Source organism: Microbacterium arabinogalactanolyticum (assembly GCF_030268005.1).
GTDB lineage: Bacteria > Actinomycetota > Actinomycetes > Actinomycetales > Microbacteriaceae > Microbacterium > Microbacterium arabinogalactanolyticum.
Map to the genome: position 1 here is coordinate 629,837 of NZ_BRZC01000004.1, position 26,024 is coordinate 655,860.

Genomic DNA, 26,024 nt, shown 5'->3' on the forward strand with positions numbered 1-26,024 from the left:
GCGACGCGTCGCCCGTCCAGGCACTCCGGACGTAGAAGACGGGAACGGCCCCCGCCCCGAATGGGGCGAGGGCCGTTGCGTGAGAGACGCTCAGACGAGGTCGAAGCGGTCCAGCTCCGTGACCTTGCCCCACGCGGCGGCGAAGTCGCGCACGAACTTCTCGGTGGCGTCATCCGAGGCGTACACCTCGGCGAGCGCGCGCAGCTCGGAGTTCGAGCCGAACAGCAGGTCGACGCGCGTGCCCCGGCCCACGAGCTCGTCGGAGCCGTCCTTGCGGCCCTCGAACGCGTGGGAGCCCGGGTCCAGCGGCTTCCAGGTGGTGCCGAGGTCGAGCAGGTTCACGAACACGTCGTTGCTGAGCACACCGGGGCGCTCGGTGAACACGCCGTACTCGGAACCGTCCCAGTTCGCGCCGAGAGCGCGCAGGCCGCCGACGAGCACGGTCATCTCGGGCGCGGTCAGCGTGAGCAGGTTCGCCTTGTCGAGCAGCAGGTGCTCGGCGGGGATGGCCGCGGTGTCGCGGGACACGTAGTTGCGGAACCCGTCGGCCTTCGGCTCGAGGAAGGCGAACGACGCGACGTCGGTCTGCTCCTGCGTGGCGTCGGTGCGACCGGGGTGGAAGACCACCTCGACCTGCACGCCGGCGTCGGCCGCGGCCTTCTCGACCGCCGCGTTGCCCGCGAGCACGACGAGGTCGGCGAACGAGACGCGCACGTCGTCGGTGCGCGCATCGTTGAACTCGGCCTGGATGCCCTCCAGGACGGCAGTGATGCTGGCCACCCGCGCCGGGTTGTTCGCCTCCCAGTCCTTCTGAGGCGCCAGGCGGATCCGACCGCCGTTGATGCCGCCGCGCTTGTCGCTGCCACGGAACGACGCGGCCGCCGCCCAGGTGAACGCGACGAGGTCGGAGACGCCCAGGCCCGAGGCGAGCACGCGCTGCTTGAGGGCAGCGGCATCCTCCGCGCCGATCAGCGCGTGGTCCACGGCAGGCACGTTGTCCTGCCAGATGAGCTCCTCCGCGGGCACCTCTGCGCCGACGTAGCGGCTGCGCGGCCCCATGTCGCGGTGGGTCAGCTTGAACCAGGCGCGCGCGAAGGCGTCGGCGAACGCCTCGGGGTCGTCCTTGAAGCGCTGCGAGATCTTGCCGTACTCCGGGTCGAAGCGCAGCGCGAGGTCGCTGGTGAGCATGCGCGGCTCACGACGGCCGCCGGAATGCGCCAGCGGCACCATGTCCGCGCCACCGCCGTTGATCGGACGCCACTGGTTGGCGCCGGCCGGGCTCTTGAACAGCTCCCACTCGTAGGCGTACAGGATGTGGAAGAACTCGTTGTCCCAGCGCGTGGGGTGGTAGGTCCAGGTGACCTCGAGTCCGGAGGTGATCTGGTCGTCGCCCTTGCCGGTGCCGTTGTTGTTCTTCCAGCCCAGGCCCTGCATCTCCAGGCCCGCCGCCTCGGGGTTGTCCTCGAGGTTGGAGTCGGATGCCGCACCGTGGGTCTTGCCGAAGGTGTGGCCACCGGCGATCAACGCGACGGTCTCCTCGTCGTCCATCGCCATGCGGGCGAAGGTCTCCCGGATGTCGCGGGCGGACGCCAGCGGGTCGGGGTTCCCGTTCGGGCCCTCGGGGTTCACGTAGATGAGCCCCATCTGCACGGCTGCCAGCGGCTTCTCGAGGTCGCGGTCGCCGGAGTAGCGCTCGTCACCCAGCCAGGTGGTCTCCGGACCCCAGTACACGTCGTCGTCCGGCTCCCAGGCGTCGATGCGACCACCCGCGAAGCCGAAGGTCGTGAAGCCCATGTCCTCGAGCGCGGCGTTGCCGGCGAGGATCATGAGGTCGCCCCAGGAGAGCGCCTGGCCGTACTTCTTCTTGATCGGCCAGAGCAGGCGGCGCGCCTTGTCGAGGCCGACGTTGTCCGGCCAGCTGTTCAGCGGTGCGAAGCGCTGCTGCCCGGTACCGCCGCCACCGCGGCCGTCGGTCACGCGGTACGTGCCCGCGCTGTGCCAGGCCATGCGGACCATCAGCGGCCCGTAGTGGCCGAAGTCAGCGGGCCACCAGTCCTGCGAGGTGGTGAGCACCTCGACGATGTCCTTCTTGACCTGGTCGAGGTCGAGCGCCTCGAAGGCCGCCTTGTAGTCGAAGTCGGCGCCGAGCGGGTTGCGCTGCTCGCCGTTCTTGGCGAGCACCTTGATGTTGAGCTGCTCGGGCCACCACACGCGGTTGGCCGAACCCATCGTGGGGTGCGGCTGAGCGTGGATGACCGGGCACGCACCGGCGTCCGCCGGCTCGACGGGCTCCTCGGTGACGGTCTTCGTCTGGTCGATGTCGGCAGCGTTTTCTCCGATGCCGGGCATGTCGTCGCGAACGTCGGTCATGATGTCCTTCCGGTGGGGGTTGGTTCTTCAGGAATGGAAGTCTGCAGCGCCGCGCACGAGGCGCACAGGCCCCAGTACGTGACCTCGGCGACGGCGATGCGGTAGCCGTGCGCGTCGTCGGGGATCAGGCAGGGCGCGTGGCCGGTCGCGCAGTCGACGTCGGTGACCGCACCGCAGGAGGTGCAGATCAGGTGGTGGTGATTGTCGTCGACGCGGAGCTCGAACATCATCGGATGCCCCGCGGGTTCGATCCGGCGCACGAGTCCTGCCGCGGCGAAGTCGCCCAGCGCGTTGTAGACGGACTGCAGGCTGGTCGAGGCGACCACGTCCCGGACGGTGTCGTGCACGGCGTCGGCGGTGGCGTGCGGATGCGCGAGCAGTGCGTCGTACACGGCCCGGCGCGAGTCGGTCACGCGCAGGCCCGCAGCGCGGATCGCCGCCTCCGCGGCATCCGTCATCAGCTCCTCGCGCATGCCTTCATTCTACCTTCTTTTGAGTGGATCAAGAAAAGAGCGGATGCCACGGCGCGGCGCGCCTCACAGCGGATGCACAGCACCGGCGACATCATGTCCTCGCACGGCGATCTCGCCGTGCACACGACCGGAAGGACATGGAAGATGTCTGAGTCAGTCAGCACCACAGAGAAACCCTCCCTCGGCGCGAAACTCGCCGCCGAGGGATTCGGCACGTTCCTGCTCGTGTTCGGCGGCGTCGGCACCGCGCTGTTCGCGTCGAACCACTTCACCGATCCCGGCGCGAACTCGGCGGTCTACGTCGCGGTCGCGCTCGCATTCGGCCTCACCGTGCTCGTCGGGGTGTACGCCTTCGGGCCGATCTCCGGCGGTCATTTCAACCCCGCCGTCACCGTCGGCGCGGCTGCTGCGGGACGCATCCCGTGGCGCGACGTCGCGCCATACATCATCGCTCAGGTCGTCGGCGGCGTGATCGCCTCGACCGCGCTGGTCCTGATCGGCCTCTTCGGTCCCGACAAGTGGCTGCAGACCGCTCAGGACGCCGGGTTCGCCAGCAACGGCTGGGACTCGCACTCCCCCGGCGGCTTCGGCATGATGTCGGCGATCATCATCGAGGTCATCCTCACCGGAATCTTCGTGATGGTCATCCTCGGCTCCACCCACGCGACGCGTGGCACGGCGAACGCCGGCATCGCGATCGGCCTCACCCTCACGCTGATCCACCTGATCTCGATCCCGGTGGACAACACGTCGGTCAACCCGGCCCGTTCGATCGCCGCGGCGATCTACGGGGGCGGCGAGTCCCTCGCGCAGCTGTGGGTGTTCCTGGTGTTCCCGATCGTGGGCGCACTGATCGTGGGCTACGCCTACAAGGCGCTGTTCGACGGCACCACCAGGGCCTGACGACACGCGGAGGCGTTCGGCCTCACCGCATGCAGGAGGGGACGGCTCAGGCCGTCCCCTCCTCGCTTCCGGGGCCGCTCCTCGCTTTCCCGGGCCGCGACGCGTCAGCCCGCGAACAGCGTGGGCGTGCCGGACTCGTACTCGATCAGGTCGCCGGTCTCGCCATCACGCGCGGCGCGACGGCCTGTCACCAGCATGTAGAACAGCACGATGCCGAGAGCGACGGCGCCGATTCCGATCTTGACCGGCCAGGGCAGAGCCGATCCGGTGACGAACCCCTCGACGAGCCCGGACAGCAGCAGCACGAAGACCAGACCCATCGCGACGGTGGCCAGGGAGCGCCCGCCGGCCGCCAGCGACTCCCCCCGCGTACGCCGGCCCGGCACCGCCCACGACCAGAAGATGTGCAGCCCCGCGGCCGCGGCGATGAAGATCGCGGTCAGCTCGAGCATGCCGTGCGGCAGGATGTGCAGCATCATGACGTCCAGGCGGTCGTGCGAGGCCATCACCGCCGCCGCCACGCCCAGGCCCATCGCGTTCTGCACGATCACCCACACCGGCCACACCCCGGTCACACCGAAGAGCACGCACTGCAGGGCGATCCAGGCGTTGTTCGACCACACCTGCCCGGCGAACGACGCCATCGGCTCGTAGTAATCCACGAAGTCGTGCTCGGCGTACTGCTTGAGCACCTCCGGGCTCCCCAGTGACGCGATGCGGGCAGGGTCCGAGGAGATCCAGGCGCCGCTGATCAGCACGATCAGCACGAAGACCACCGCGACGACCGCCGTCGTCCAGCGCAGCCGGTACAGCGCCGCCGGCAGCTGCAACCGGAAGAACCGGGAGGTCTGCGCGAGGATGTTGTCGGACGCGCCGGTGAAGCGCAGACGTGCGGCGGCGAGGATCGTGGACAGGTAGGCGCCCTGCGGCGAGTCGCCGACGGAGGTCTTCAGCTCGGCGAGATCCGCGGATGCCGCACGGTAGCGCGTGATGAGCTCGTCGACCTCGGTCCCGGTCAGCCGGCGCTTGCGGCTGAGGGCGTCCAGCCGCTCCCACTCGGAGCGGCGCATGTCGGTGAGAGCATCGGCATCCACGTGATTGACTCTACTCATGTCGCTTCCGATCACCGATGAGCAGGAGATCCTCTCCGGCGAGGCCGTCGCCATCGACGTGCAGCCGATCGGCTTCGTGCTGCGGGCCGCCGGCGCCCTGATCGACATGGTCATCGGGTTCGCGGTGTTCGCGGCGTTCGAGATCCTGCAGTTCTGGCTGCTCAGCCTGAACCTGCTGGATCTGCACACGCTGCCGATCCTCAGCATCTGGGCCGCGGTGATCAGCTTCCTCGTGCTGCCGATCACCGTCGAGATGGCGATGCGGGGTCGCAGCGTGGGCAAGCTCGCTGTGGGCGGGCGGATCGTGCGCGTCGACGGCGGCGCGATCAGCTTCCGCCACACCTTCATCCGCGCGCTCGTGGGCGTGCTGGAGATCTACATGACTCTGGGCGGCGGCGCGGTGATCGCGGGAGCGGTGACCGCGCGCTCGCAGCGGCTGGGCGACCTGGTCGCCGGCACCTACTCGCAGCGGGTGCGCACCCCGCGACTGCCGTCGCACGTGCCCTATCTGCCGCCGTCGCTGTCGACGTGGGCGCCGATCGCGGACGTCGCGCGACTCCCCGATCGCCTGGCCCGGCGCGTCTCCCAGTTCCTGGCGAACGCCGATCAGCTGCTCCCCGCCGCCCGCATCCGGGTGGCCGAGGAGCTCGCGGCCGAGGTCGCCGCCTTCGTCTCCCCTGTTCCGCCGGTCTCGCCGGAGGAGCTGCTGCGCGGGGTGACCGTGCTGCGCCGCCAGCGCGAGCAGCGCGCGCTGATCATCGCCGACGAGCGCGCCGAGCGGCTCACCGGGCGGCGCGTGCGGGTCTGACTCGCAGCATCCGCTCTGCATCCGAGCTGGGCGCGCGGAGACGCCTCAGAACCGGATCGCGTCGATCACCTTCACCCGCAGTGCGACCAGCGCCGGGACGAACCCGGCGACGGCGCCGACGATCACCGCGGCGACGAGGCCGGTGATCGCCGCGCGCATGGGGAACGGCGGAACATCCACGAGCGCCGGGAACATCCACTCGGTCAGCATCGGCATCCGCAGTGCCGTGACCACGATCGCGATCCCGATCACCCCGGCGACGGTCGTGGCGACCAGGCTCTCCAGCAGCACCGTGGTGAAGATCCGTCCCGCGGTGGCCCCGAAGGCCCGCCGCACGCCGATCTCGCGCACCCGCTGCCGCATCGCGACCAGCTGCACGTTGATCAGGCTCAGCGCACCGAGACCGAGGATCAGGGCCGCGACGCCGCCGATCAGCAGCTCGACCATGCGCTGCCCCTCCAGGTAGCCCGGGTTCGCACCCCAGTCGGTGCGGTTGACGATCACCTGCTGCCCTTCCGGGAGGCCGGCGCGCAGATCCATCGCGAGGGCGGGGCCGACGGCGGCGACGTCCTTCCTGCCGACCCAGATGTCGTAGCGCACCTGCGCGTCCTCGGGCAGCCTGTCCACGCGTGACGCGTAGGAGTCGAAGAGCACGTCGACGCGCTTCTCCTCGTCCCACGCCCCCTGCCGGGGTCGCACGCCGACGATCTGGTAGGTGCCGCCGGCGGGACCGGCCAGGGTGAGCGTCGGATGCTGCGCCATCGGCACGCGCCCGAGCACCTCCCAGAGCGCCTCCGACACGATCACGGGCGGCGCGAGCGCCTCGCCGTCGTCGGCGCGGAACTCGCGGCCCGTGAGCAGCTTCTCGCGGTGGATCCTGGAGTATGCGGGATCCAGCAGCCGCGCCGAGGTTTCGTGCAGCCCGTCCGGTGCCTGGACCGGGATCATCAGGCCCTCGGCGATGCGGGCCACGTCACTGAACCCGTAGCGCTCGGACACCGTGGTGAAGCGCTCGTCGAAGGCGGCGGTGTCGACCGGGCCGTTCTCCCCCATCGCGGTGACGGCGATGGTGGCCTCGCGGCCCCCGTAGCGGTCCATCTCCTCGGTCTGCGACTGCATGGCGAGCTCCGAGACCGCCACGACGGCGGTCAGCGCCGCGACCGACACGGCGATGCCGATCAGACTGAGCAGGACGCGCAGTTTGTGCACGCGGATCTCCGCCCAGGCATCGGCGAGCGATCCGATCAGCCAGTTCATGATGCCCGCTCCACAGCATCCGCCGCGACGGCATCCGCCGGTGCGTCACCGGCCGGCACGCTCGCGGCGAGAGCGAGCCCTGCGGGCGCATCGTCGTGCAGAGTGGACGCCTCGAAGGCGCGACGCAGGTCGGCGGTGGCGAGCACCCCGCCGTCGAGTCGATAATGCCGTCGGGCTCGGGCTGCGACGTGCAGATCGTGCGTGATCGTGACCAGTGCGGCGTCCGTCTCGGTGGCGACCTCGTCCAGCAGCGCCATCACGCTGGCGCCGGTGTCGATGTCCAGGGCGCCCGTGGGCTCGTCGGCGAGGATCAGCACCGGCCTGCGCACCAGGGCCCGCGCGATGGCGACGCGCTGCTGCTCGCCGCCGGAGAGACGGTCGGCGTTCTGCTCCACGCGATGCCCGAGACCGACGCGCTCCAGCATGTCGGCGGCGATGCGGCGCCGCTGCCAGAACAGCCGGCCCTTCGCGTGACCCAGCGGCATCATCACGTTGTCCAGCGCGGTGCGACCGGGCAGCAGGTTGAACTGCTGGAACACGAACCCGACGTGGTCTCCGCGCAGCCGGTCCAGGTGCCCCTGCCTCGTGCGCCGCACCTCGCGTCCGGCGAAGGAGACCGTGCCGGTCGTGGGCGTGTCCAGCATGCCGAGGATGTTCAGCAGCGTCGACTTCCCGGATCCGGAGCGCCCGACGATGGAGACATGGTCGCCGGCGCCGACCTCGAGCGTGACTCCGCGCAGGATCTCCAGCGTGCTGTCGTCCGGCAGGAGCACGCTCTTGGTGACGTCCTGCAACGCGACGAGCGTCACCAGCTCGTCCCCGACTCGCAGTACTGGCCGCCCTGACCGTCGTCGTAGCACTCCTCCTCGGAGGGCGCGGCGAAGCCGGGTACGAATTGGCGGATGCTGTCGCCTTCGGCGAGCCCGTCCGTGACCTCCACCTTCTCGCCGTCGTTCACGCCGAGCGTGACCTTGCGCTCCTCGGGCTTGGACCCGTCGCCGGCATCCACCCAGACGGTCCCGCTGCCCGCACCGCCCTTGACGGCGGTGACGGGGATCACGAGCGCGTCGTCGACCTTGCCGAGCGCGAGCTCGACGGACGCCGGGAGTCCGGCGAACACCTTCTGGTCGCCCGGCACCGCGCAGCGGATGCTCGCCGTCCCGTCCTCGGCGATCTGCACGCCCACTCCGGTGCAGGTGAACGGCGCCGGACCGCCGTTGATGCTGACGGTCGCCTCGGTGGGCGCGTTCACGAGCCGGTACAGTTCGGCCGGCTTGACGGTGGCCAGCACGTGGTGGCGGGCCGGGGTGAGCTTCAGCACCTCTCCCCCGACGCTGGCCATCTGCCCCTTCACGAGGGCCAGCTCGGAGACGTCCCCCGCCTCCGGGGCGCGAAGCTCGACGGTCTTGGCAGGATGCGCCTGCTTGATCGTCATGAGCAGCTGCCCCTTTGCGACGGCCGCCCCGTCGGCGACGTGCACCGCCGTGACCGTGCCGTCCGTCTCGCTGCGGACGACGTAGGGCTCGTCGCGCGCGATGGTGGCGTCCAGCTTCAGCGCGCTGACCACCGACCCGCGCTCCACGGCCGTGACGGGATCGGCGACGCCGGCGGAGGGATCCGCGGGAGCGGCCTGCGTGACATCGGGGAAGAACGCGAGCTTGACGAGCGCCGCGGCTGCTGCACCCAGAACCAGGACGAACACGAGCGGGAGGATCACACGGCGCCAGACGACCACGGTTGCCTTTCCTGGGCAGCCGCCCTGGCGCCCCCTCGGCATCAGGCTAGGGGAAGGCCCGCCGGAAACGGATCAGGGTTCACCCCCATCTGTCGTCGCGTCGCCCCTGAGTGCGCTCGACACGCGCCGCCGGCCTCGGCGGATGCGTCAGCCGCGCATCGCCTCGTGCCGCACGACGAGCCAGCCGGCGGGAACCGAGAGCCGCTCCGCGTGCAGTGCGCACAGGTCGTGCGCGTGCGGGTCCCCGCCCGGACCGAGCGGGCCGAGTGCCGCCATCTGATCGCCGTAGTCGAAGGTGAGCGTGGCGACCGCCTCGCGCGCGCAGGCCACCTTGGAGCAGAGCCGTTCGTCGGTGCGGAGTGAGTCGTCCATCTCCCTCAGCGTAGGACCGCGGATGCCGGATGCGCGGGTGCCGCGCGGCATCCGCACCGAGCCGCCCGGGACTTCGAAGACGACCTAGACTTTCAGACATGCCCCGCCGTCGTTCCTCCCGCGCTCCCGGCCGCCGCGGCGCCCGCCACGGCCGGCACGGCAGGCTGGGCCGCAGCGAGGTCGTGCGGCCGCCGCTTCCGCCGCTGGACGGCAGGCTGGACCGGTTCGACGTCACGGTCGGCAGCGCGGTGGAATATCTTCGCGGAGCCTGGGAGGAGCTGCGGGACGTGCGCTTCGAGATCTCGGCGATGCCGCTGCATGATCGCGAGGACGGCATCCCCCGGTGGCGGGTCGACCATGCCGCGCAGCGTGTGTCGCTGTACCGCGTGCCCATCGAGCGGCTGCTGCCGAAGGGTCACGACGACGCCATGCATCGGCGCGTCGCGATCGAGAGCGCGGTGTTTCACGCCGCCGCCGAGTACGTCGGTCGCGAGCCCTGGGAGCTCGGTCCCGAGGGCCGGGACTACTGAGCCACCGGCGCTGACCTCCGCCCCGCCCCCTCCTCCTGGGTTGCTGAGCCTGTCGAAGCACCCACCACGAGAACGCCACGACGCTTCGACAAGCTCAGCGACCCATGAATGGACGGCGGCTGGGCTTGTCAGGGACGCACGACGATCGGCTGCTGCGTGGCGGCCCCCGCCCAGAGCGGCCAGCTCGCGATCGCCGCAGAGCCGTTCGCGCCGAGCATGCCGATTGCTGCGTTCACACGACCGCTGGGCTCGAGGGTGTAGCCGCCCGCATCGACGGTCACGGCGGCCGAGCCACCGGGCTTCAACTGGACCGTCCGCTCGTCCGCGCCGCCGAGGGCGACCGTGACGGGCTCCGATTCCGCGTTGTGCAGATAGAGGGTCGCCGGCGCCCCGCCCGGGACGGAGAACATCGTCGTAGCGCCGGAGGACAGCTCCGGCGAGGGCAGCGACCATGCGAGGTCCTGCTGATCCCCCGCCCGCACCGCCTGCCGCGCCCCGGCGACGATCGGCTCGTTCGACGAGAGCTCGATGTCGTAGGAGCCCTCCTTCAGCCCGGTCAGGGTGACCTCTGACGGTGAACCGGCGAGGAGATCCACCGGATACTCGTCGATGACCGAGGCGGAACCGGCGGCGCGCACGCGCAGCGTGGCCTTGGCATCCTGATCCGGCGCCAGCATCCGCACTACGATGCCGGACGTGTCGTCGCCCTCGGTGGCCGGCGCGGACCGCACCCCCAGGAGGATCTGCTCGGTCTGCGCCCCGCTGATGCCGTCCTGAAGGTCGATGCCGACGGCGTCGAGCGTGCGCACCAGCGTCGACTGCAGGCTCGCTCGCACCGCCGCGCCCGACGAGGAGACGTGGACGACCGGGGTCCGCGACCCCGCCGCAACGGATGCCAGAGGCACGCCGAGCTGCGTTCCCGCCGGCACGACCACGGTCGATGCCGAGCGCCTGTCGCCGTACACGTCCAGGTCGACGGTGGCGGTGACGGCACCGGGGTTGGTGAGCAGGATGATGTCGGATGCCCCGGTCGAGACGTCCCCGCCGACGAGCCAGCTGCTCAGCGACGGCTCGCGGCAGGGCGCCGCGGCGAAGCCGCTGGCGTCCTCATCGGAGAGCTGCACGGACTCGGTTGCGGAGAACAGCGGCACCTTCCGGTCCTTCACCGCGCCGACGATGGCCTGGGTCCCCGCGGCTCCGACGGCATCCGGCGCCTCGAGCGGTTCGGCCTTCGTGTCGTCGGTGTCACCGTCCGTCCGCAGGCTCATGGTGGCGGCCGAGACCATGAGTCCCGCCTGCGTGGCGTCCCGCCCGAGCACCCGGAAGGACCCGTTGCACACCAGTAGGGCGTCGCTCGGCACGGGTCGGACGGTCGTCGTGGCGGGAGTGGCGCGTATCTCGGGGAGCGGCGCCGCGGCGGCCGCGGCCACGCCCAGTGCGCAGGCTGCGGCCACGACGGCCCCGATCGCCACGCGCGTCCCGGTCGCGGCGAGACGAATGGTGCGCTGCTTCATCGGGTGGCCTCCGCTTCGTCCTGGTGTTCGCCGACGGACGCCGTCCCGGCTGATTCCTCCGCGGTGTCGTCGAACTCGGCCGTACGCGGCGCGGCCTGGTCGTCGTGATGGTCGGCGATGCGGCGACGAGGCAGCACGATCGGCTCCGAGGGCTCGCGCCCGACGATGCGGGAGCGGGAGCGCGCGGCACGTCGGGAGGCCCGGGTGGGGATCGCCAGCAGCAGCGCCGCCAGCAGCACGATCAGCTGCACGACTCCGACCAGCGCCGCGATCGTGCCCTGGGTCGCCGTCAGCTGGGGTCGCGGGGAGATCGTGCCGTCCACGCGCCACAGCATCCCGCGCGCGGTCTGCCCGGCCTTGACGAACCCGGAACGCTGATCGATGGAGGTCGTGGCCGCGTCGCGCATCGAGCGGGCGCGGTCCTGCTCCCGCGGCACCTGCGTGAGCAGCACGAAGCTGATCCCGTCCTTCGCCAGCGCGGACGCGGCGTCGAAGTCGCGCCCGGACATCAGATCGACCGACGCGGTCGCGACGTCGTCGCCGAGCGGCTTCGTCGCCGTGTTCATCAGGGTGCTCTGCGCGCCGAGCGTCGAGCTCGCGCCCCAGACGACCTGAGCGGAGAGACTGCCGTCATTCAGGGGCGTGAGCACCAGCGTGCCGCTGTCGACGGTCCGGTCGGACTGCGCGGCGACCAGCGCCGGAAGGGTACTCGCCGGCCCGTTGTGGACCAGCGCCTGATCGAGTTGGACCGCCAGCAGAGAGGGAGTCGCGCACGCGGCGACCGCGATGCCCGCGAGAAGGGCGGCCGCGGTCCGCAGCGCGGTCAGCGCGACGACGGTGTCCAGCGTGACCAGCGCAGCGCCCACGACGCCCAGCCAGGCCAGGCTCAGGCCGCTGCCCGGCCAGACCGCCGCGCCGACACCGTCGACGGAAGACACCACCACGCTCACCACGAACAGCGCCGTCCCCAGGCCCGCCAGTGTGGTGGCCAGCAGCACGTAGCCGGCACGCCAGCGCGGCGACAGCGCCGACAGCAGGGCGAGCAGCGCGACGGGGGCGAGCAGCAGCGGCACCCACGGCGCGAACGCGCCGCCGAGGAACCAGTCCCAGCCTGCGCGGTCGACGGACGGGAAGCCACTCGCGACGTCCAGGCGCCGGGCGGCGCCCTCGACGGCGAGCACTGCGCCGGGGTCGGCCAGCAGCGCCCACGGCTCGCCGTCGCGCAGCCGGCGCACCACGAGCGGCGCGAACATCGCGGCGGACGGGATCAGCAGCCAGAACACGCGGGCGGCGCCTCGCAGACGACGGGTCGAGATCATCAGCACCAGCGTCACGACCCACAGCAGCACGAAGGCGGGTGCCAGCGACGGTGCGCAGGCCAGCGCCGCCGCGGTGAGAACGGAGGCCGCGCCGGCGGCGCCCCAGGAGCGGTGCGCGACGACCGCGGCGTGGAACACCCACGGCAGCAGGAGATGCAGCAGCACGGCGGCGGGACGCCCCTGCACCAGTGCGGTGAGGAAGGTCGGCGCGAGCGCCCACAGCACGCCTCCGAGGATGCGCAGGCCGGCACGGTCGGTGACGCGGGTGGCGGCGAACCATCCGCCGAGCACAGCCAGTGGCAGCGCGGCGAGCCACAGGACCACGAGCGCGAACGAGGGCGCCCCGGGCGACAGGGTCCCGAGCACGGCCAGCACCCCGGCGAACGGATCGGCGGGACCGACGAACCCCAGGCCCACATCCCGCAGGCCCCACGCGGCATCCCCCCAGAGCGCGGATACGGTGCGCCGGAGCGGGAGCAGGGCGCCGCCGCCGATCGTCGGCCATGCCAGCATCGAGACAAAGGCCGCGATGCTCACCACGAGAGCGGCCAGCACGGCCCACGCTCCGCCGCCGCTGAAGAAGTTGAGTTCGCTGACCGCACCGCGCTCGGTGCCGTGCCCGTCGTCCAGTCGCTGCTTCAGCTGCGCCCGGCTCACGCGCAGGGGCGCGATCTCGGCCCATGAGGCCCGCCGGAAGGAGCGGATGGCGGCGCGGGATCGCGCGAGTGCGCCGAGCCGCACCATGGCGGTCAGCGCTGCGCCCCACTCCGGCACGACCTCGCCCGGCCGCTTCGCGATGAGATGGGTGATCGATCGCCACAGCGCGAGGGGCAGCAGCGAGATCCAGTGCAGCGGAACCGCGATCGCCGGCGCATAGGCGAGACGTCGATGCAACTGCGACCGGCGCGTCGCCCATGCGCGCGCCATCTGGGTGCGAGGGCGACCGCTGGAGCCCGCGGCCGGAACGCCCAGGCGGGCCTTCGGCACGAGCACCAGGCGCGCGCCGCCCAGTCGGGCCCGGACTCCGAGGTCGAGGCCCTCATCCGCGTCGGCGAGGGCGGTGTCCGGGCGCAGCACCGTCGGCGCCTCGCCGCGGATCAGCATGCCGCGCACATCGGCGCCGAGCGCATCCTCCACGTCGTCATGCTGGCCCTGGTCGAGCTCACCCGAGGCGAGTTCGATGGTGCGGCCCCAGCGGGTCATACTCACGCCCATCGACACGATCTCGCGGTCGTCGTCCTGCTCCACGAGCTTGGGCGCGGCGACCGCCGCTGACGGCGAGCGCTCCAGCGCCCCTGCCAGCAGCTGCAGTGCATCCGACTCGGGGACGGTGTCCTCGGCGAGGATCCACACGGCGCTTCCCGCGGCAACACGAGGACCAGCGAGCGCCACCGCCTCGGAGAAGGTGGTGCTGGCCCGCGCCTCGATGATGCCCTCGACGATGTGCCCGATGCCGGGGAGCGCACGGACGGGCGCGGCGTCGCCGAGCACGACGACCGTCACTGCAGCCGGGGGCAGGGACTGCGCACTGAGTGCGTCGAGGGTTCGGCTGAGCTGGGCGCTCGCGGATCTCCCCGCGCGCGCGACGATGATGGCATGGGCACGTGCTGGCATGGCCCTGTCAGCCTAAGCAGGCTTACCCGCGCGGTCGGTCACCGCCGCGGCGCGTTCACGAAGAAGTCAGCCGATCCGCCCTCGAGGGGCGAGCGCTCTGCGGTGCGACGCGCTCAGCTGGCGCGGCGCTTGAGCTTGCGGCGCTCGCGCTCGCTGAGCCCGCCCCAGATGCCGAACCGCTCGTCGTTGTTCAAGGCGTACTCGAGGCACTCGCCGCGCACATCGCACGAGGAGCAGATCCGCTTCGCATCGCGCGTCGAACCGCCCTTCTCGGGGAAGAACGCCTCGGGGTCGGTCTGCGCGCACAGCGCATCGACCTGCCAGGCGAGTGCGCCGTCGTCCTCCGCCTCGACTCGGCGTACACCGGGTACGCCGAGGTTCACCGGATCGACGAACCAATTCTCAGGAACGTCTGAGCGGTATCCCGTCATCTCGATCCTCCAACCCTGCTCATGCCCCCCACGGGCCGTGCTTCAGATAATTACACCCGTGTCATTCGCTCCGGTCAAGTCGCGGATGGTAAACCCTCAAGGCCGCCTTGAAGGTTCATTGACGCCTCCTCGGCGTGTCGCGCCGACCGCGGAGCACACCGACCGGGCGTCTCACGAACCGCGGGGACCGGTCAGGAGCGCCCCGGCTCGGCGATGAAGACCTCGCCCGCGCCGTGCAGGGCGAGCGCGGTCTCGTCCGCACTCGCGAACACGGCGGCACCGACTCGCACCGGGACCGTCGCCGCGTCGGAGCCCGCCACGGAGACCTCGCCTGCGGTGACCAGTGCCATCGCGGGCCCCGTCACCTCGACGGTCCGCTCTCCGGAGAGCTCGATGCGACGCAGCGCGAAGTCGGCGACGGGGATGTCGTACTCGGTGACCTCTCCCCCGGCCGGCTGCACGGGCACGACACCGGGCTCGGTGTCGACGATCGAGAGCAGCTCGTCCACGTCGATGTGCTTGGGCGTCAGTCCTCCGCGCAGCACGTTGTCGCTCGCCGCCATGATCTCGACCCCGAGACCCGAGATGTAGGCGTGCAGCAGTCCGGCCCGCAGGAAGATCGCCTCGCCGGGGCGCAGCACGATGTGGTTCATGAGCAGCGCCACGACGACTCCCGGGTCCCCCGGGTAGCGGGTGGCGATGCCTCGCACGGCACGCAGCGCCTCCGCGAAGCCCTCCGCATCCGCTGAGCCCTCCGCATCCGCTGAGCCCAGCCCGTCGATGATGTCCTCGACGGCAGCCTGCGCGTCTCCGGAGAGCAGCCAGCCGATCGTGGCGCGCAGCGCCTCCGCATCCGCTCCCGCGCCGAGATGCTCCCGCAGTGCGACGACGCCGGACGTGTCCGGGAACGACGCCAGCATCCGCAGGGTGTCGGCGACCGGCCTCAGCCCTCCGAGAGCCTCGAAGCGGTCGCTGAGGGCCACGATGAGTTCCGGCTTGTGATTGTCGTCACGGTAGTTGCGGGCGGGATCCGCGGGGTCCAGGCCCGCCTCCCGGGCGAACCCCTCCCGTGCCTGCGCACGGGTGGGATGCACCTGGATCGACAGCGGATCGGCGGCCGCGAGCAGCTTGAGCAGATAGGGCAGCGATCCGCCGGTCACCGCGTCGAGCGTGCCCGCGCCCTGGACCTCGGCCGGGTCGCCGGGGTGATCGCCGAACCAGACCTCGGCCTCGGGCCCGACCGACGGGCTGCGTCCTTCGAGGCCGGCCAGCAGAGTCGTCGATCCCCAGGCGTAGTCGCGCGGCTCGTTCGTGATCGTCAGCAGCATGCCTCCCAGCGTAGGGCGTGACCGGAGCGCGCGACCGGAGGGCGCGGCCGCAGGGCTCACCGGTGGTCTCTCCGCGGCGGGCCGCGGAGTCACAGGCCGCGTGGGCCGTCGGGCGGTAGCCTGAACGCGATGGCCGTGTACACCAAGCATCCCGTGGCTGCGCCACCCGCCGCGCCCGCCCGTGAGACGACGGGCCACCTGATGGTGCGCGCGTACGCCGTGCTGTGCCTGTTCAGCGTGTTCGCGCACACGGCCGTGTACAACCTGCTGGGGACGGCGGGCTCCGCGGCGGTGCTCGTCGTGCTCACGCTCGGAGCGCTGGGCATCTGGGTGCCCGCGATCGCGAGACAGCGCCCGACCCGCTTCCCCTGGCGCCGGCTGCCGTGGGCCGCGCTGGGCTACGGTGCGCTGGCGCTGATCTCGGTGCTGTGGTCGCGATGGCCTGGCGCGACAGTGCTGACCTGGTCACTGATGGCCGCGATCACCGCCACTGCGCTGATGGTGGCGACGATGCTCACCTGGCAGGAGATCGTGCGGGCGCTCTCGACCACGCTGAAGCTCATCCTCGGCCTGTCCGTGGTGATCGAGCTGTGGGTGTCGCTGGTGGTGCGGCATCCGATCCTCCCGAACTTCGCCGAGCTGCCGCCGGGCAAGATCAACCCGGTCAGCTACTGGGTGCGCGGGAACCTCTTCAACGGCGGACGCATCCAGGGGATCGTCGGCAACGCGCATGAGCTGGCGATGATGTGCCTGTTCGCGCTGCTGGTCTTCGCCGTGCTCTACGCGGCGCGGGTGCGCCGACGCGGCCTCCTGATCGGGTGGGCCGTGCTCGCCGTCGTACTGCTGGTGAAGGGCGCGTCCACGACCGTCTACCTCGGCATCGTGGTCATCCTCGCCGTCGCCGCCGCCGCGCTCATCGCCCGTGCCGCGAAGACTCCCGCGGCACGCCGCGGCGTGTACCTCGCGTTCACCGCGATCGCGGTCATCGGGGTCGCCGCCGCCGTTCTGCTGCGCGACCGCGTGCTGGGGCTCTTCGGCAAGGGCTCCGACCTGACCGGCCGGGTGGAGATCTGGCAGGCCGTGTGGGAGCGGGCGATCACGCGACCGGTGTTCGGCAACGGGTTCTCATCGCCGTGGGTGCCCTGGGATCCGGCCTTCGACCGCTGGATCCTGAACCACGGGATCACCGTGTTCCACGCGCACGACATGTGGCTGGACGTCTTCCTGCAGCTCGGAATCGTCGGCGTCGTGGTGATGCTCGTCGCCTGGCTCGCGCTGCTCTGGCGCTCGTGGTTCTTCGCGGTGGACCGTCCGCGGTGGGACCTCGACGCGCAGCGACCGTACTCGGCGCTGTCCCTGCTGCCCCTGCTGCTGACCACCGCGCTGCTCTTCGAGGGGATCGCGGAGTCCGCGCCGATCATGCTGTGGGGCTGGATGCTGCTGATCCTGCTGTCGTTCAAGATGAAGTCGGTGCCGCTGATCGGCATCGGAGTCGGCGAGCGCACGCCCGTGATCTCGCACGGGCCCCAGGCCCGGCAGGTGCCATGACCGTGCTACGGCCCATCGCGGCGCTGCTGGCATCGGCGGAGTTCGCTCGCGCCTACACACTCACTGCGCTCGCTGCGGCCTTCGCATCGTTCATGATCGAGCGGCTGACGTCGACGACCACGATGGTGACGATCTTCGCCCTGCTCGCCCTGGTCGGCGCCGGGATGCTCATCGCCCGCCGCGAGGAGCTCTCGCTGCTGCGTTTCGCCCCCACTTCGCTGCTCGGTTTCCTGACGCTCGCGATCGTCAGCGTGCTGTGGTCGGGGAACAAGCCGCACACGGTGCTCGGATGGCTGGCGCTGCTGGGCATGGCGACCATCGCGATCACGATCGGACACGTGCGCGACACCCTGCAGACCGTGCGCGCCATCGGCGACACGCTGCGCTGGCTGCTGTGCATCTCGCTGGGGCTCGAGATCCTCGCCGGCATCCTGCTGGACATGCCCCTCCCCCTTTTCGGGATCGAGGGAAACCTCGCGCTGGGCGGACCCATCCAGGGCATCTTCGGCACCCGCAACCTGCTCGGCTTCATGGCCGTGGTGGCGCTGATCACGTTCGTGATCGAATGGCGCACCCAGTCGGTGAGCCGCGTGGTCGGTGTGCTGTCCGTCGCGCTGGGCGGCTTCCTCGCACTGCTGTCCGCCTCGCCGACCGTGGTCGTGCTCGCGGCCGCCGTCGGGGTGACGACCGTCGCGCTCACCATCGTGCGGCACGCCCCGCCCGCCCGCCGCGCGCTCGTGCAGTGGCTGCTGGGTGCGGTGGTGGTGGCCGGGCTCGTGCTGGCATTCGCGCGACGGCATCAGATCATCCAGCTGCTGGATGCGGGCTCGGACTTCTCGACCCGGGCGGACCTGTGGAACGCCATCCTCGACTGGGTCGGTGAGAAGCCCGTCACCGGTTACGGCTGGTTCGGTCCCTGGACCGGGGGCGAGTACCCGTTCCAGTACATCAATTTCCAGTTGTCGAACCATCACCAGTCGGCGCTGAACTCGTACTTCGACGTGCTGCTGCAGCTGGGGGTGCTGGGACTCGCCCTGTTCCTGGTGCTCGGAGGCGTCGCGACCGTGCGTTCCTGGCTGGTGGCCAGCGTGCGGCGTTCGGTCGTGTACGCCTGGACGCCGCTGCTGCTGGTGACGCTCGCCGTGGAGTCGATGTTCGAGAGCTTCACGCTCGTCGGGGCCGGCTGGCTGCTCCTGGTGCTGTGCGCTCTGCGAGCAGGACAGACCAGGTCATGGCGTCAGAACATCGACGACGCGCACACCGGGGTGATACCGACGCTGGGGCCGCAGCGCTAGCCGAGCCACCGCCCGGGGTCTCGGCTCAGCCGAGCTTCTTGAGCTTCTCCGCCCAGGCCAGCGCGTCACGGACACCCTCGTCGATGGTCCGCTCGGCCTTCCATCCGAGAGCCTGCTCCGCGCGGCCGACGAGCGCGAAGGCGCCTGCCTGATCACCCGGTCGGCGTGGGCCCTCAACGACCTCGAGATGCTCTCCCGTGACGCGGTCGAAGGCGTCGACGAGCTCTCGAACCGTCACGCCCTCTCCCGTGCCGACGTTCATCGCGACATAAGGCGCGTCTGTCGTCGCGATGTCGTCGAAGCGCTGGACGGCAGCGACGTGCGCACGTGCGAGATCCCAGACATGGACGTAGTCGCGCAGGCCCGAGCCGTCGCGCGTGTCCCAATCGGTGCCGGTGATCGTGAACGGGATGCCCGCGTCGTGCGCGGTCATGATCTTGCCCAGCGCATGCGAGGGGGCTGGGTTCTGCAGGCCGGTACGCAGCTGCGGGTCCGCGCCGATCGGGTTGAAATAGCGCAGGGCGATCGCACGGATCTCCCCCGCGGCCGCCGCGTCGCGCAGGATCTGCTCGACCAGCCACTTGGTGTTCGCATAGGGGCTGCCCGGTGCGATCTCGCCGGTCTCATCGACGCCGCCACCGGAGTCCCCGCGGTATACCGCCGCAGACGAGCTGAACAGCACCCGCGTGATCCCCCGATCGGCCAGGTGCCGAATCAGCGTGATCGTGCGCCCGACGTTCACGTCGTAATATCCCAGCGGGTCGGCCACCGATTCGGGCACGACGATGCGAGCCGCGCAGTGGATGACGAGGTCGATGTCCGGATGCTCGTCCACGATTCGATCGAGCAGTGCGACGTCCGCGATATCGCCCTCGTAGAGCTCGCGACCCTCGCCGAAGACCGAACGACCGGTGGAGAGATCGTCAAGCAGCACGACGTCAATACCCGCGTCGGTGCAGGCGCTCGCAACAGTGGACCCGATGTATCCGGCGCCGCCGGTGATCAATGCCTTCATCGGGGCCATGCTATCCCGTGCTCCCGGGCCACCCGCTCCTCCAGCGTTCCCTCGGCGACGCCCGGTAGGCTGTCACCTCGTGACCCATGTGCTGCAGAACGTCGTCTTCCCCCTCGACCGGGACCCCGATCTGCTCCCTCTCTACGCGGACCCCGAGACCTGGTCGGTCATCGACGAGGAGCCGGTGCGCGTCTCGAACAGGGCGCACCTCGGCAACATCCTTGGCCGCCATCGCGCCCGCATCGTGTCGGGCCGTCGCGTTTCTCTGGGCACCTACTTCAACGCGTTTCCGGCGTCGTACTGGCAGCACTGGACGAGCGTGCGTCAGGTGCGCCTCACCGTTCACACCAGCGGCCCGGCGACGATCCTCGTGTACCGCTCGAACGGCAGCGGCATCCGGCAGCGCATCGCGACGCGGGAGGTCTCGGGCGAGACCTCGACGTCGTTCGACCTTGAGCTCACGGAATACAGTGACGGAGGCTGGATCTGGTTCGACGTCGTCGCAGACGATAAGCACGCGATCCTCGAGGGCGCCGAGTGGACTACGGAGCAGGAGCCTGCCCGTCTCGGTAAGGCATCTCTCGGCATCACGACCTACAACAAGCCCGACTACTGCGTCGACACGCTGCGCGCACTCGCGGCGTCCCCAGACGCGATGGAGTTCGTCGACCGCGTCTTCCTAATAGATCAGGGCACGCAGCTGGTCGCGGACCAGGACGGCTTCGACGAGGTCGCCGCAAAGCTCGGTGAGACGCTGCAGGTCATCCGGCAGGGCAATCTCGGCGGTTCCGGCGGCTTCGCACGTTCGATGCACGAGACGCTGCAGCGTCCCGAGAGCGATTTCGTGCAGCTACTGGACGACGATGTGCGCCTGGAGCCGGAGTCACTCCGCCGATCGATCGTCTTCGCCCGCTACGCGACCACGCCCGTCCTCGTCGGCGGGCACATGTTCGATCTGCTCGACCGTCCCAAACTGCACGGATGGGCAGAGGTCGTCGACGAGCATCCGTTCATGTGGCGCAACCTCTATCAGGAGAAGATGCCGCACGATTTCGGCGTCGCCAACCTGCGCCAGTCACCCCTCCTGCACATGAGGATGGATGCGGACTACAACGGCTGGTGGATGTGCCTGATTCCACTCGACGCGATCCGCGAAGTGGGGCTCTCGCTGCCGGCGTTCATCAAGTGGGATGATGCCGAGTTCTGCCTGCGCGCGGGCAAGGCCGGATTCCCGACCGTCTCGCTGCCAGGCGTGGCGCTGTGGCACGTGTCGTGGGTGAACAAGGATGACACGATCGACTGGCAGGCGTACTTCCATGCACGCAACCGCATCGTCGCGGGCCTGCTGCACTCGAGCGCGCCGCGCGGCGGCCGGCTGCTGAAGCACAGTCTGCGCGTGGATCTCAAGCACCTGATGATGATGCAGTACTACCCGGTGGCTCTTCGCACAAGGGCGCTGCGCGACGTGCTGTCCGGCCCCGGCCACATGCGCGAGAACCTCGCGACCGCCATGCCGGCGGCAAGGACACTGGCGGCGGAATTCCCCGAGACGGTCGTGCACCGCGATCCCCGCACGGTGCTGCACTCGCGTCGCGGCAGGCAGGTATACAAGCAGACCAAGCAGCACGAGTTCGACAGCCCCACAGGACTCGCGTTGCGTTGGTTCACTTTGCGGACGCTCGTCGCTCACTGGCTCCGCACTCCAGATCCTGCGAATGTCGCTCAGCCCGAGGTCGAATTCGGCAAGGGCGACGCACAATGGTGGCGAGTGCCGTATTTCGACAGCGCTTTGGTGAGCTCCGCCGACGGTTCCGGAAAGAACATCTACACCAGGGACCGCGCCCAATACCGTCGCATGTTGAGAGAGTCGATTCTGCTGCACCGGCGATTGAAGCGGAACTGGGCGAAACTCCAAGCGGAATACCGGGACGCGCTCCCCGAGCTCGTATCAGACGCCTCCTGGGAGAAGATGTTCGAGGCGCAGGCATGACCGCCGCATTCGATCCCGCCTCCGCGGCGATCGTCATCGTCACCTTCAACCGGTCGCATCTGCTCAAGGGGCTGCTCACCAGCATCCGCACGATGGATCCGAAGCCGGGTCGCGTCGTCATCATCGACAACGCGTCCACCGATGACACCACCGCTCTGGTCGAGTCGTTCCGCGACGACCTCGGCACCGAGATCGTCTACCGTCGTCTGGAGACGAACACCGGGGGCTCCGGCGGATTCAGCGAAGGAATGCGCACCGCCTACGAGCTCGGTGCCGAGTGGATCTGGATGATGGACGACGACGTCGAGGTGCTCCCCGACGGCCTCGCCCGGATGGGGCACTGGTCCGGTCGCTTCAAGAGCATCCAGGGCCGCCGCTACGACTACGACGGCAGCGAGTTCTACTGGCAGTACCGCATCGCCGATCGGATGGGTATCCCGATCCCGTTCGCCCCGTCGAAGTTCGAGGCGTCCGGGTTCAAGGAGATGAACAGCGGATGCTTCGAGGGGATGTTCATCCACCGCTCGATCGTGCAGCAGATCGGCCTCCCCGACCCGCGCTTCTTCATCTACTGGGACGACCAGATGTACGGCTGGCTGGCCTCGCGCCTGACCACCGCAGTGATCGTGGACGAGTTCGTACTGCGTCGCACCCGCGAGATCAAGCAGTGGGACATGGGCATCCGTCACATGAACGCGTCCAGCAACGCGTACCGCTACTACATCATGCGCAACCGCGCCTTCATCAAGCACTACTACCGCACGAAGGGCGCCTACAACCCCGTGCTGTTCGGTCTGGGCACCACGGCCACGTTCTTCAAGGAGCTCATCCGGCTCTTCTTCGTGGAGCGCACGGTGCGCGGCACGAGCAACCTGTTCCGTGGCCTGCGCGACGGCGGCCGGATCGGCCGCGACCGCACCTGGCAGCCGATGCCGCCGCTGGAGGCATGATGAGCGAGCCGCAGCCCGAGTACGTGTGGGCCTTCCCCCCGGAGAAGCCGAAGCGCGGCCGCGTCTGGCTGATCGTGGGCCTCGCGGTCGTCGCGGTCGCCATCGTCGCAGTGCTGCTCTGGCTGTTTCTGCGCCCTGCGACCCCTGCACCGGTCCCGACGGCCACGACGAGCGCGTCACCTTCGGCATCCGCGAGCCCGACGCCGTCAATGAGTCCGTCCGCTTCGCCGACCCCGACGCAGCCGCCGGCGACGACTGCACCTCCGGTTCCGGACCCGGCTCTGTCCGTCTTCCAAGGCAAGGTCTCGCCCGTGCTCAACAACGCGCAGCGCGGCTTGCAGATCGTCGGAGAGTCCGACCCCCAGGAAGCGGCGCAGAACGTGGGTTTCCTACAGGAGGACGCCGGGAGACTCGCTGAGGTCGTCGCACCGGATTCGATCGCCTCGCGCTGGAGCACCGGGCTCGACACCTACGCCACCTCGCTACAGGCGCTTCGCAAGGCGTACGAGGGCGGGACTGCGGCCGATCGCGAGCTGTCCGCCACGAAGTCGGCGCTCAAAGCGCTGACCGATATCGCAGCTGGACGCTGATCGACCCTCAGTGCGTGTTGTAGTCGGCGTTGTAGCGGTCGAGCACGTCGGCGATCGGGGCGTCCATCGCCAGAACGCCCTTGTCCAGATACAGGCCGCGCGTGCAGAAGCGCCGTAGGTCCCGCTCGTTGTGGCTGACGAAGAACAGGGTGCGGCCGTCGGCGAGCAGCTCATCGATGCGGGTGTAGCACTTGTCGCGGAAGGCCTTGTCGCCGACCGCGAGCACCTCGTCCACCAGCAGGATCGGCTCATCGAGCTGAGACACCACCGAGAACGCCAGGCGCACCTTCATGCCGTTGGAGAGGTGCTTGTACGGGGTGTCCTCGAAGCCCTCGAGCTCGGCGAACCCGATGATCTCGTCGTACCGGCTCGCGATCTCCGCGCGCGACATGCCGTGCAGGCCCGCCGTCATCCTCACGTTCTCGCGCACCGTGAGGTCGCCCACGAATCCGCCGGTGAGCTCGATGAGGGGCGCGACTCCGCCGTGCACCTCGACCCCGCCCTCATCAGGCAGCAGGACGCCTGCGACCAGTCGGAGGAGCGTGGACTTGCCCTGGCCGTTGCGTCCGACCACGCCGATCGACTCCCCCGGCTGCACCGAGAAGCTCACGTTCCGCAGCGCCCAGAACTCCCCCGGCCTCGAACGGCGGGATGCCCCGGCGAACAGGTCCTTGAAGCTTCGGCGTCCACGGCGGTTGCGGCGGAAATGCACGCCCAGATCCTGCACCTCGATCGCGGCCGACATCACAGCTCCTTCAGCACGGGACGCTCGAGCGCACGGAACACCCACACGCCGAGGGCGAGGATCAGCAGGCTCATCACTGCGCTGATGATCACGGTCTGGGTGTGCCACTGGTCCGGGAAGAAGGCCATCCGGTAGAGCGTGAAGATCCCCGCCAGCGGGTTGAACGCGCCGATGGTCTCGAAGGCACCGGGCAGGTTCGACACGTTGTAGATGATCGGCGTCGCATAGAACAGCGCTCTCAGGATCAGCCCCGTCGTCCGCTCGAGATCGGCGTACAGGGCGCACAGCGGCGCGACGATGAGACCGAGCCCGACAAGCAGGATCGTCTGCAGCAGGATCGCGACAGGGAGCCAGAGGATGCCCCACCCGATGTGCGCGACCTGTTCGGGGTTCTTCTCGAAGAGCATGTTCGCGACGACGAAGATCGCCAGCACCGGCATCGAGAAGAGGAACTCGATACCCTTGCTCAGCACGATGCGATTCACCCAGATGGAGCGCGGGATCGCCGTCGAGCGCACCAGGCGGGAGTCGCGCTTGAACGCCTTGGTAAAGTCCGACACCGAGGAGTTGAACCACACCCACGGCAGCAGTCCGCTGATGAGGAAGACGATGTACGGGTCCTCGCCGACGTCGCGGTGGAAGACACGGGTGAAGACGAACCAGTAGATCGCGCTCATCACCAGCGGGTCGAGCACCGACCACAGATACCCGAGCGCGCTCGTGGAGTAGCGGACCTTCAGATCGCGCGCGGAGAGCAGCCACAGCGAGTGCGCGTATCGCTGAGGTGTGCCCGGGGCACCGACCGTGGTCCTGCTCATCCCGATGTCAGTCGTCCTGGCCGGAGAGGTCGTTGCGCCACATCGAAAGCGCGGACCCGATCGCCATGTGCATGTCGAGGTACTGGTACGTGCCCAGGCGCCCGCCGAAGTGCACGTCCTGCTCGCCCTTCGCGAGCTCGCGGTACGCGAGGAGGCCGTCGCGGTCGGCGGGTGTGTTCACGGGGTAGTACGGCTCGTCCTCCCGGTTCGCGAACCGGGAGAACTCGCGCATGATGACCGTCTTGTCGGAGCTGAAGACGTCCTTGCGCTCCGGGTGGAAGTGCTTGAACTCGTGGATGCGCGTGAACGGCACGTCGAGATCCGGGTAGTTCATCACACTGGTGCCCTGGAAGTCGGCGACGTTCAGCACCTCCTGCTCGAAGTCCAGCGTCCGCCAGCTGAGCGCGCCCTCCGCGTAGTCGAAGTAGCGGTCGACCGGGCCCGTGTAGACCACCGGCAACTGTCCCACCGTGGCGCGCTTGTTGAGCGGCTGCGACTCGTCGAAGTAGTCGACGCCGAGCTTCACCTCGATGTTGGGGTGGTCAGCCATCCGCTCCAGCCAGGCGGTGTAGCCGTCGGTGGGCAGACCCTCCCAGGTGTCGTTGAAGTAGCGGTTGTCGTAGGTGTAGCGCACGGGAAGGCGGCTGATGATGTCACCGGAGAGCTTGTGCGGGTCGGTCTGCCACTGCTTGGCCGTGTAGTCGCGGAAGAACGCCTCGAAGAGCGGGCGGCCGACGAGGGCGATGCCCTTCTCCTCGAAGTTGTCGGCCGTCTTGACGTCGAACTCCCCCGCCTGCTCCTTCACCAGGGCGCGCGCCTCGTCTGGTGAGTACGACGCCTGGAAGAACTGGTTGATGGTGCCGAGGTTCACCGGCATCGGGTAGACGACGCTGTTGTGGTTCGTGTACACCCGGTGCACGTAGTTCGTGAAGGTCGTGAACCGGTTGACATACTCCCACACCGTCGCGTTGGACGTGTGGAACAGGTGAGCGCCGTAGCGGTGCACCTCGATGCCGGTCTCCGGCTCCGCCTCGCTGTAGGCGTTGCCGCCGATGTGCGAGCGGCGGTCGATGACGGTCACCTTGCGGCCGGCCTTTGCGGCGCGCTCAGCGATGGTGAGGCCGAAGAAACCCGACCCGACGACGAGGAGATCCATGGCATCCATGTTATCGGCGGCAGGCTGGGAGCCTGTGACGACGCCCGGGCGACCGGTCTCCTCGACACGGGGAATGCGGCCCGCGACAGCGCCACCGAGGTGGCATACCGATGTGAGCCGGACACGCGCGTGACCGAGGCCCGCTGCGATC

General features: G+C 69.6%; 23 protein-coding genes. 8 read left to right on the forward strand and 15 right to left on the reverse strand.

Features of this window, described 5'->3' with window-relative positions; all coding sequences use genetic code 11:
• Window positions 1-90: 90 nt before the first annotated feature.
• Both katG and MIAR_RS07505 read right to left on the reverse strand, forming a co-directional pair.
• Window positions 91-2,370, reverse strand: coding sequence for a catalase/peroxidase HPI (gene katG / locus MIAR_RS07500; RefSeq protein ID WP_285633611.1), 2,280 nt, complete (start codon window positions 2,368-2,370; stop codon window positions 91-93).
• Window positions 2,367-2,828, reverse strand: a complete 462-nt coding sequence (locus tag MIAR_RS07505; RefSeq protein ID WP_425561586.1) for a Fur family transcriptional regulator — start codon at window positions 2,826-2,828, stop codon at window positions 2,367-2,369. Before MIAR_RS07505 ends, katG begins: the two co-directional genes overlap by 4 nt.
• Before the next feature lie 159 nt (window positions 2,829-2,987).
• Between MIAR_RS07505 and aqpZ the strand changes: the two genes are divergently transcribed.
• Window positions 2,988-3,746, forward strand: coding sequence for an aquaporin Z (gene aqpZ / locus MIAR_RS07510; RefSeq protein WP_285633617.1), 759 nt, complete (start codon window positions 2,988-2,990; stop codon window positions 3,744-3,746).
• A 104-nt stretch (window positions 3,747-3,850) separates the two neighbouring features.
• On the opposite strand, the gene MIAR_RS07515 is transcribed toward aqpZ, so the two are convergent.
• Window positions 3,851-4,840, reverse strand: coding sequence for a stage II sporulation protein M (locus MIAR_RS07515; RefSeq protein ID WP_285633620.1), 990 nt, complete (start codon window positions 4,838-4,840; stop codon window positions 3,851-3,853).
• A 16-nt stretch (window positions 4,841-4,856) separates the two neighbouring features.
• Here MIAR_RS07515 and MIAR_RS07520 point away from each other — a divergent pair, with 16 nt between their 5' ends.
• Window positions 4,857-5,666 (forward strand): RDD family protein, encoded by an 810-nt coding sequence (locus MIAR_RS07520; protein ID WP_285633623.1) that lies wholly within the window; start codon window positions 4,857-4,859, stop codon window positions 5,664-5,666.
• A 45-nt stretch (window positions 5,667-5,711) separates the two neighbouring features.
• Here MIAR_RS07520 and MIAR_RS07525 read toward each other — a convergent pair whose 3' ends face one another.
• From MIAR_RS07525 to MIAR_RS07540, 4 genes are all read right to left on the reverse strand, one after another.
• Window positions 5,712-6,923, reverse strand: coding sequence for an ABC transporter permease (locus MIAR_RS07525; RefSeq protein ID WP_285633626.1), 1,212 nt, complete (start codon window positions 6,921-6,923; stop codon window positions 5,712-5,714).
• Window positions 6,920-7,732, reverse strand: a complete 813-nt coding sequence (locus MIAR_RS07530) for an ABC transporter ATP-binding protein (RefSeq protein WP_285633629.1) — start codon at window positions 7,730-7,732, stop codon at window positions 6,920-6,922. The genes MIAR_RS07525 and MIAR_RS07530 overlap by 4 nt, the downstream gene beginning before the upstream one ends.
• Window positions 7,729-8,625 (reverse strand): efflux RND transporter periplasmic adaptor subunit, encoded by an 897-nt coding sequence (locus tag MIAR_RS07535; protein WP_285633631.1) that lies wholly within the window; start codon window positions 8,623-8,625, stop codon window positions 7,729-7,731. Before MIAR_RS07535 ends, MIAR_RS07530 begins: the two co-directional genes overlap by 4 nt.
• Window positions 8,626-8,805: 180 nt before the next feature.
• A complete protein-coding gene (locus tag MIAR_RS07540) occupies window positions 8,806-9,030 on the reverse strand; it encodes a DUF3499 family protein (RefSeq protein WP_285633634.1) in 225 nt (74 codons plus the stop codon).
• Window positions 9,031-9,128: 98 nt separating this feature from the next.
• Here MIAR_RS07540 and MIAR_RS07545 point away from each other — a divergent pair, with 98 nt between their 5' ends.
• A complete protein-coding gene (locus MIAR_RS07545) occupies window positions 9,129-9,560 on the forward strand; it encodes a hypothetical protein (RefSeq protein WP_285633637.1) in 432 nt (143 codons plus the stop codon).
• Between the two features lie 128 nt (window positions 9,561-9,688).
• Here the strand turns inward: MIAR_RS07545 and MIAR_RS07550 are convergent, their stop codons facing one another.
• From MIAR_RS07550 to manA, 4 genes are all read right to left on the reverse strand, one after another.
• Window positions 9,689-11,074: a DUF5719 family protein gene (locus MIAR_RS07550; RefSeq protein ID WP_285633640.1), complete on the reverse strand. Its 1,386-nt coding sequence runs from the start codon at window positions 11,072-11,074 to the stop codon at window positions 9,689-9,691.
• Window positions 11,071-14,007: a glycosyltransferase gene (locus MIAR_RS07555; RefSeq protein WP_285633642.1), complete on the reverse strand. Its 2,937-nt coding sequence runs from the start codon at window positions 14,005-14,007 to the stop codon at window positions 11,071-11,073. The genes MIAR_RS07550 and MIAR_RS07555 overlap by 4 nt, the downstream gene beginning before the upstream one ends.
• 113 nt (window positions 14,008-14,120) lie before the next feature.
• A complete protein-coding gene (locus MIAR_RS07560; protein ID WP_285633645.1) occupies window positions 14,121-14,438 on the reverse strand; it encodes a WhiB family transcriptional regulator in 318 nt (105 codons plus the stop codon).
• 191 nt (window positions 14,439-14,629) lie between these two features.
• A complete protein-coding gene (manA, locus tag MIAR_RS07565; RefSeq protein WP_285633648.1) occupies window positions 14,630-15,766 on the reverse strand; it encodes a mannose-6-phosphate isomerase, class I in 1,137 nt (378 codons plus the stop codon).
• A gap of 129 nt (window positions 15,767-15,895) precedes the next feature.
• Between manA and MIAR_RS07570 the strand changes: the two genes are divergently transcribed.
• Both MIAR_RS07570 and MIAR_RS07575 read left to right on the forward strand, forming a co-directional pair.
• Window positions 15,896-17,314, forward strand: coding sequence for an O-antigen ligase family protein (locus MIAR_RS07570; protein WP_285633651.1), 1,419 nt, complete (start codon window positions 15,896-15,898; stop codon window positions 17,312-17,314).
• Complete coding sequence (locus MIAR_RS07575) at window positions 17,311-18,609, forward strand: O-antigen ligase family protein (RefSeq protein ID WP_285633654.1); 1,299 nt, start codon at window positions 17,311-17,313, stop codon at window positions 18,607-18,609. Before MIAR_RS07570 ends, MIAR_RS07575 begins: the two co-directional genes overlap by 4 nt.
• A gap of 25 nt (window positions 18,610-18,634) precedes the next feature.
• Here MIAR_RS07575 and galE read toward each other — a convergent pair whose 3' ends face one another.
• On the reverse strand, window positions 18,635-19,624 hold the full coding sequence (galE, locus tag MIAR_RS07580) for a UDP-glucose 4-epimerase GalE (RefSeq protein WP_285633657.1): 990 nt from the start codon (window positions 19,622-19,624) through the stop codon (window positions 18,635-18,637).
• Here galE and MIAR_RS07585 point away from each other — a divergent pair.
• From MIAR_RS07585 to MIAR_RS07595, 3 genes are read left to right on the forward strand one after another with little or no spacing between them, the layout of a single operon-like run.
• Entirely contained in the window at window positions 19,590-21,614 is a 2,025-nt protein-coding gene (locus tag MIAR_RS07585) for a glycosyltransferase (protein WP_285633660.1), read from the forward strand. The genes galE and MIAR_RS07585 overlap by 35 nt on opposite strands.
• Entirely contained in the window at window positions 21,611-22,564 is a 954-nt protein-coding gene (locus MIAR_RS07590; protein WP_285633663.1) for a glycosyltransferase family 2 protein, read from the forward strand. Before MIAR_RS07585 ends, MIAR_RS07590 begins: the two co-directional genes overlap by 4 nt.
• On the forward strand, window positions 22,564-23,154 hold the full coding sequence (locus tag MIAR_RS07595) for a hypothetical protein (RefSeq protein WP_285633666.1): 591 nt from the start codon (window positions 22,564-22,566) through the stop codon (window positions 23,152-23,154). The genes MIAR_RS07590 and MIAR_RS07595 overlap by 1 nt, the downstream gene beginning before the upstream one ends.
• A gap of 7 nt (window positions 23,155-23,161) precedes the next feature.
• Here MIAR_RS07595 and MIAR_RS07600 read toward each other — a convergent pair whose 3' ends face one another.
• Genes MIAR_RS07600 through glf form a run of 3 tightly spaced genes read right to left on the reverse strand, consistent with a single transcriptional unit; the run spans window position 23,162 to window position 25,873 of the window.
• The gene (locus tag MIAR_RS07600; protein ID WP_285633669.1) at window positions 23,162-23,899 is read right to left on the reverse strand and encodes an ABC transporter ATP-binding protein; all 738 of its coding nucleotides are present in this window, start codon (window positions 23,897-23,899) and stop codon (window positions 23,162-23,164) included.
• Window positions 23,899-24,717 (reverse strand): ABC transporter permease, encoded by an 819-nt coding sequence (locus MIAR_RS07605; protein WP_285633672.1) that lies wholly within the window; start codon window positions 24,715-24,717, stop codon window positions 23,899-23,901. Before MIAR_RS07605 ends, MIAR_RS07600 begins: the two co-directional genes overlap by 1 nt.
• Window positions 24,718-24,724: 7 nt before the next feature.
• Window positions 24,725-25,873: a UDP-galactopyranose mutase gene (gene glf, locus MIAR_RS07610; RefSeq protein WP_285633675.1), complete on the reverse strand. Its 1,149-nt coding sequence runs from the start codon at window positions 25,871-25,873 to the stop codon at window positions 24,725-24,727.
• Window positions 25,874-26,024: the final 151 nt, after the last annotated feature.

Coding starts and splice junctions, on each gene's coding strand:
- katG (WP_285633611.1), bottom strand. CDS start 2,370: ATGACCGACGTTCGCGACGACATGCCCGGCATCGGAGAAAACGCTGCC.
- MIAR_RS07505 (WP_425561586.1), bottom strand. CDS start 2,828: ATGACGGATGCCGCGGAGGCGGCGATCCGCGCTGCGGGCCTGCGCGTG.
- aqpZ (WP_285633617.1), top strand. CDS start 2,988: ATGTCTGAGTCAGTCAGCACCACAGAGAAACCCTCCCTCGGCGCGAAA.
- MIAR_RS07520 (WP_285633623.1), top strand. CDS start 4,857: ATGTCGCTTCCGATCACCGATGAGCAGGAGATCCTCTCCGGCGAGGCC.
- MIAR_RS07525 (WP_285633626.1), bottom strand. CDS start 6,923: ATGAACTGGCTGATCGGATCGCTCGCCGATGCCTGGGCGGAGATCCGC.
- MIAR_RS07540 (WP_285633634.1), bottom strand. CDS start 9,030: ATGGACGACTCACTCCGCACCGACGAACGGCTCTGCTCCAAGGTGGCC.
- MIAR_RS07545 (WP_285633637.1), top strand. CDS start 9,129: ATGCCCCGCCGTCGTTCCTCCCGCGCTCCCGGCCGCCGCGGCGCCCGC.
- MIAR_RS07550 (WP_285633640.1), bottom strand. CDS start 11,074: ATGAAGCAGCGCACCATTCGTCTCGCCGCGACCGGGACGCGCGTGGCG.
- MIAR_RS07555 (WP_285633642.1), bottom strand. CDS start 14,007: ATGCCAGCACGTGCCCATGCCATCATCGTCGCGCGCGCGGGGAGATCC.
- MIAR_RS07560 (WP_285633645.1), bottom strand. CDS start 14,438: ATGACGGGATACCGCTCAGACGTTCCTGAGAATTGGTTCGTCGATCCG.
- manA (WP_285633648.1), bottom strand. CDS start 15,766: ATGCTGCTGACGATCACGAACGAGCCGCGCGACTACGCCTGGGGATCG.
- MIAR_RS07570 (WP_285633651.1), top strand. CDS start 15,896: ATGGCCGTGTACACCAAGCATCCCGTGGCTGCGCCACCCGCCGCGCCC.
- MIAR_RS07575 (WP_285633654.1), top strand. CDS start 17,311: ATGACCGTGCTACGGCCCATCGCGGCGCTGCTGGCATCGGCGGAGTTC.
- MIAR_RS07585 (WP_285633660.1), top strand. CDS start 19,590: ATGTATCCGGCGCCGCCGGTGATCAATGCCTTCATCGGGGCCATGCTA.
- galE (WP_285633657.1), bottom strand. CDS start 19,624: ATGAAGGCATTGATCACCGGCGGCGCCGGATACATCGGGTCCACTGTT.
- MIAR_RS07590 (WP_285633663.1), top strand. CDS start 21,611: ATGACCGCCGCATTCGATCCCGCCTCCGCGGCGATCGTCATCGTCACC.
- MIAR_RS07595 (WP_285633666.1), top strand. CDS start 22,564: ATGAGCGAGCCGCAGCCCGAGTACGTGTGGGCCTTCCCCCCGGAGAAG.
- MIAR_RS07600 (WP_285633669.1), bottom strand. CDS start 23,899: ATGTCGGCCGCGATCGAGGTGCAGGATCTGGGCGTGCATTTCCGCCGC.
- MIAR_RS07605 (WP_285633672.1), bottom strand. CDS start 24,717: ATGAGCAGGACCACGGTCGGTGCCCCGGGCACACCTCAGCGATACGCG.
- glf (WP_285633675.1), bottom strand. CDS start 25,873: ATGGATCTCCTCGTCGTCGGGTCGGGTTTCTTCGGCCTCACCATCGCT.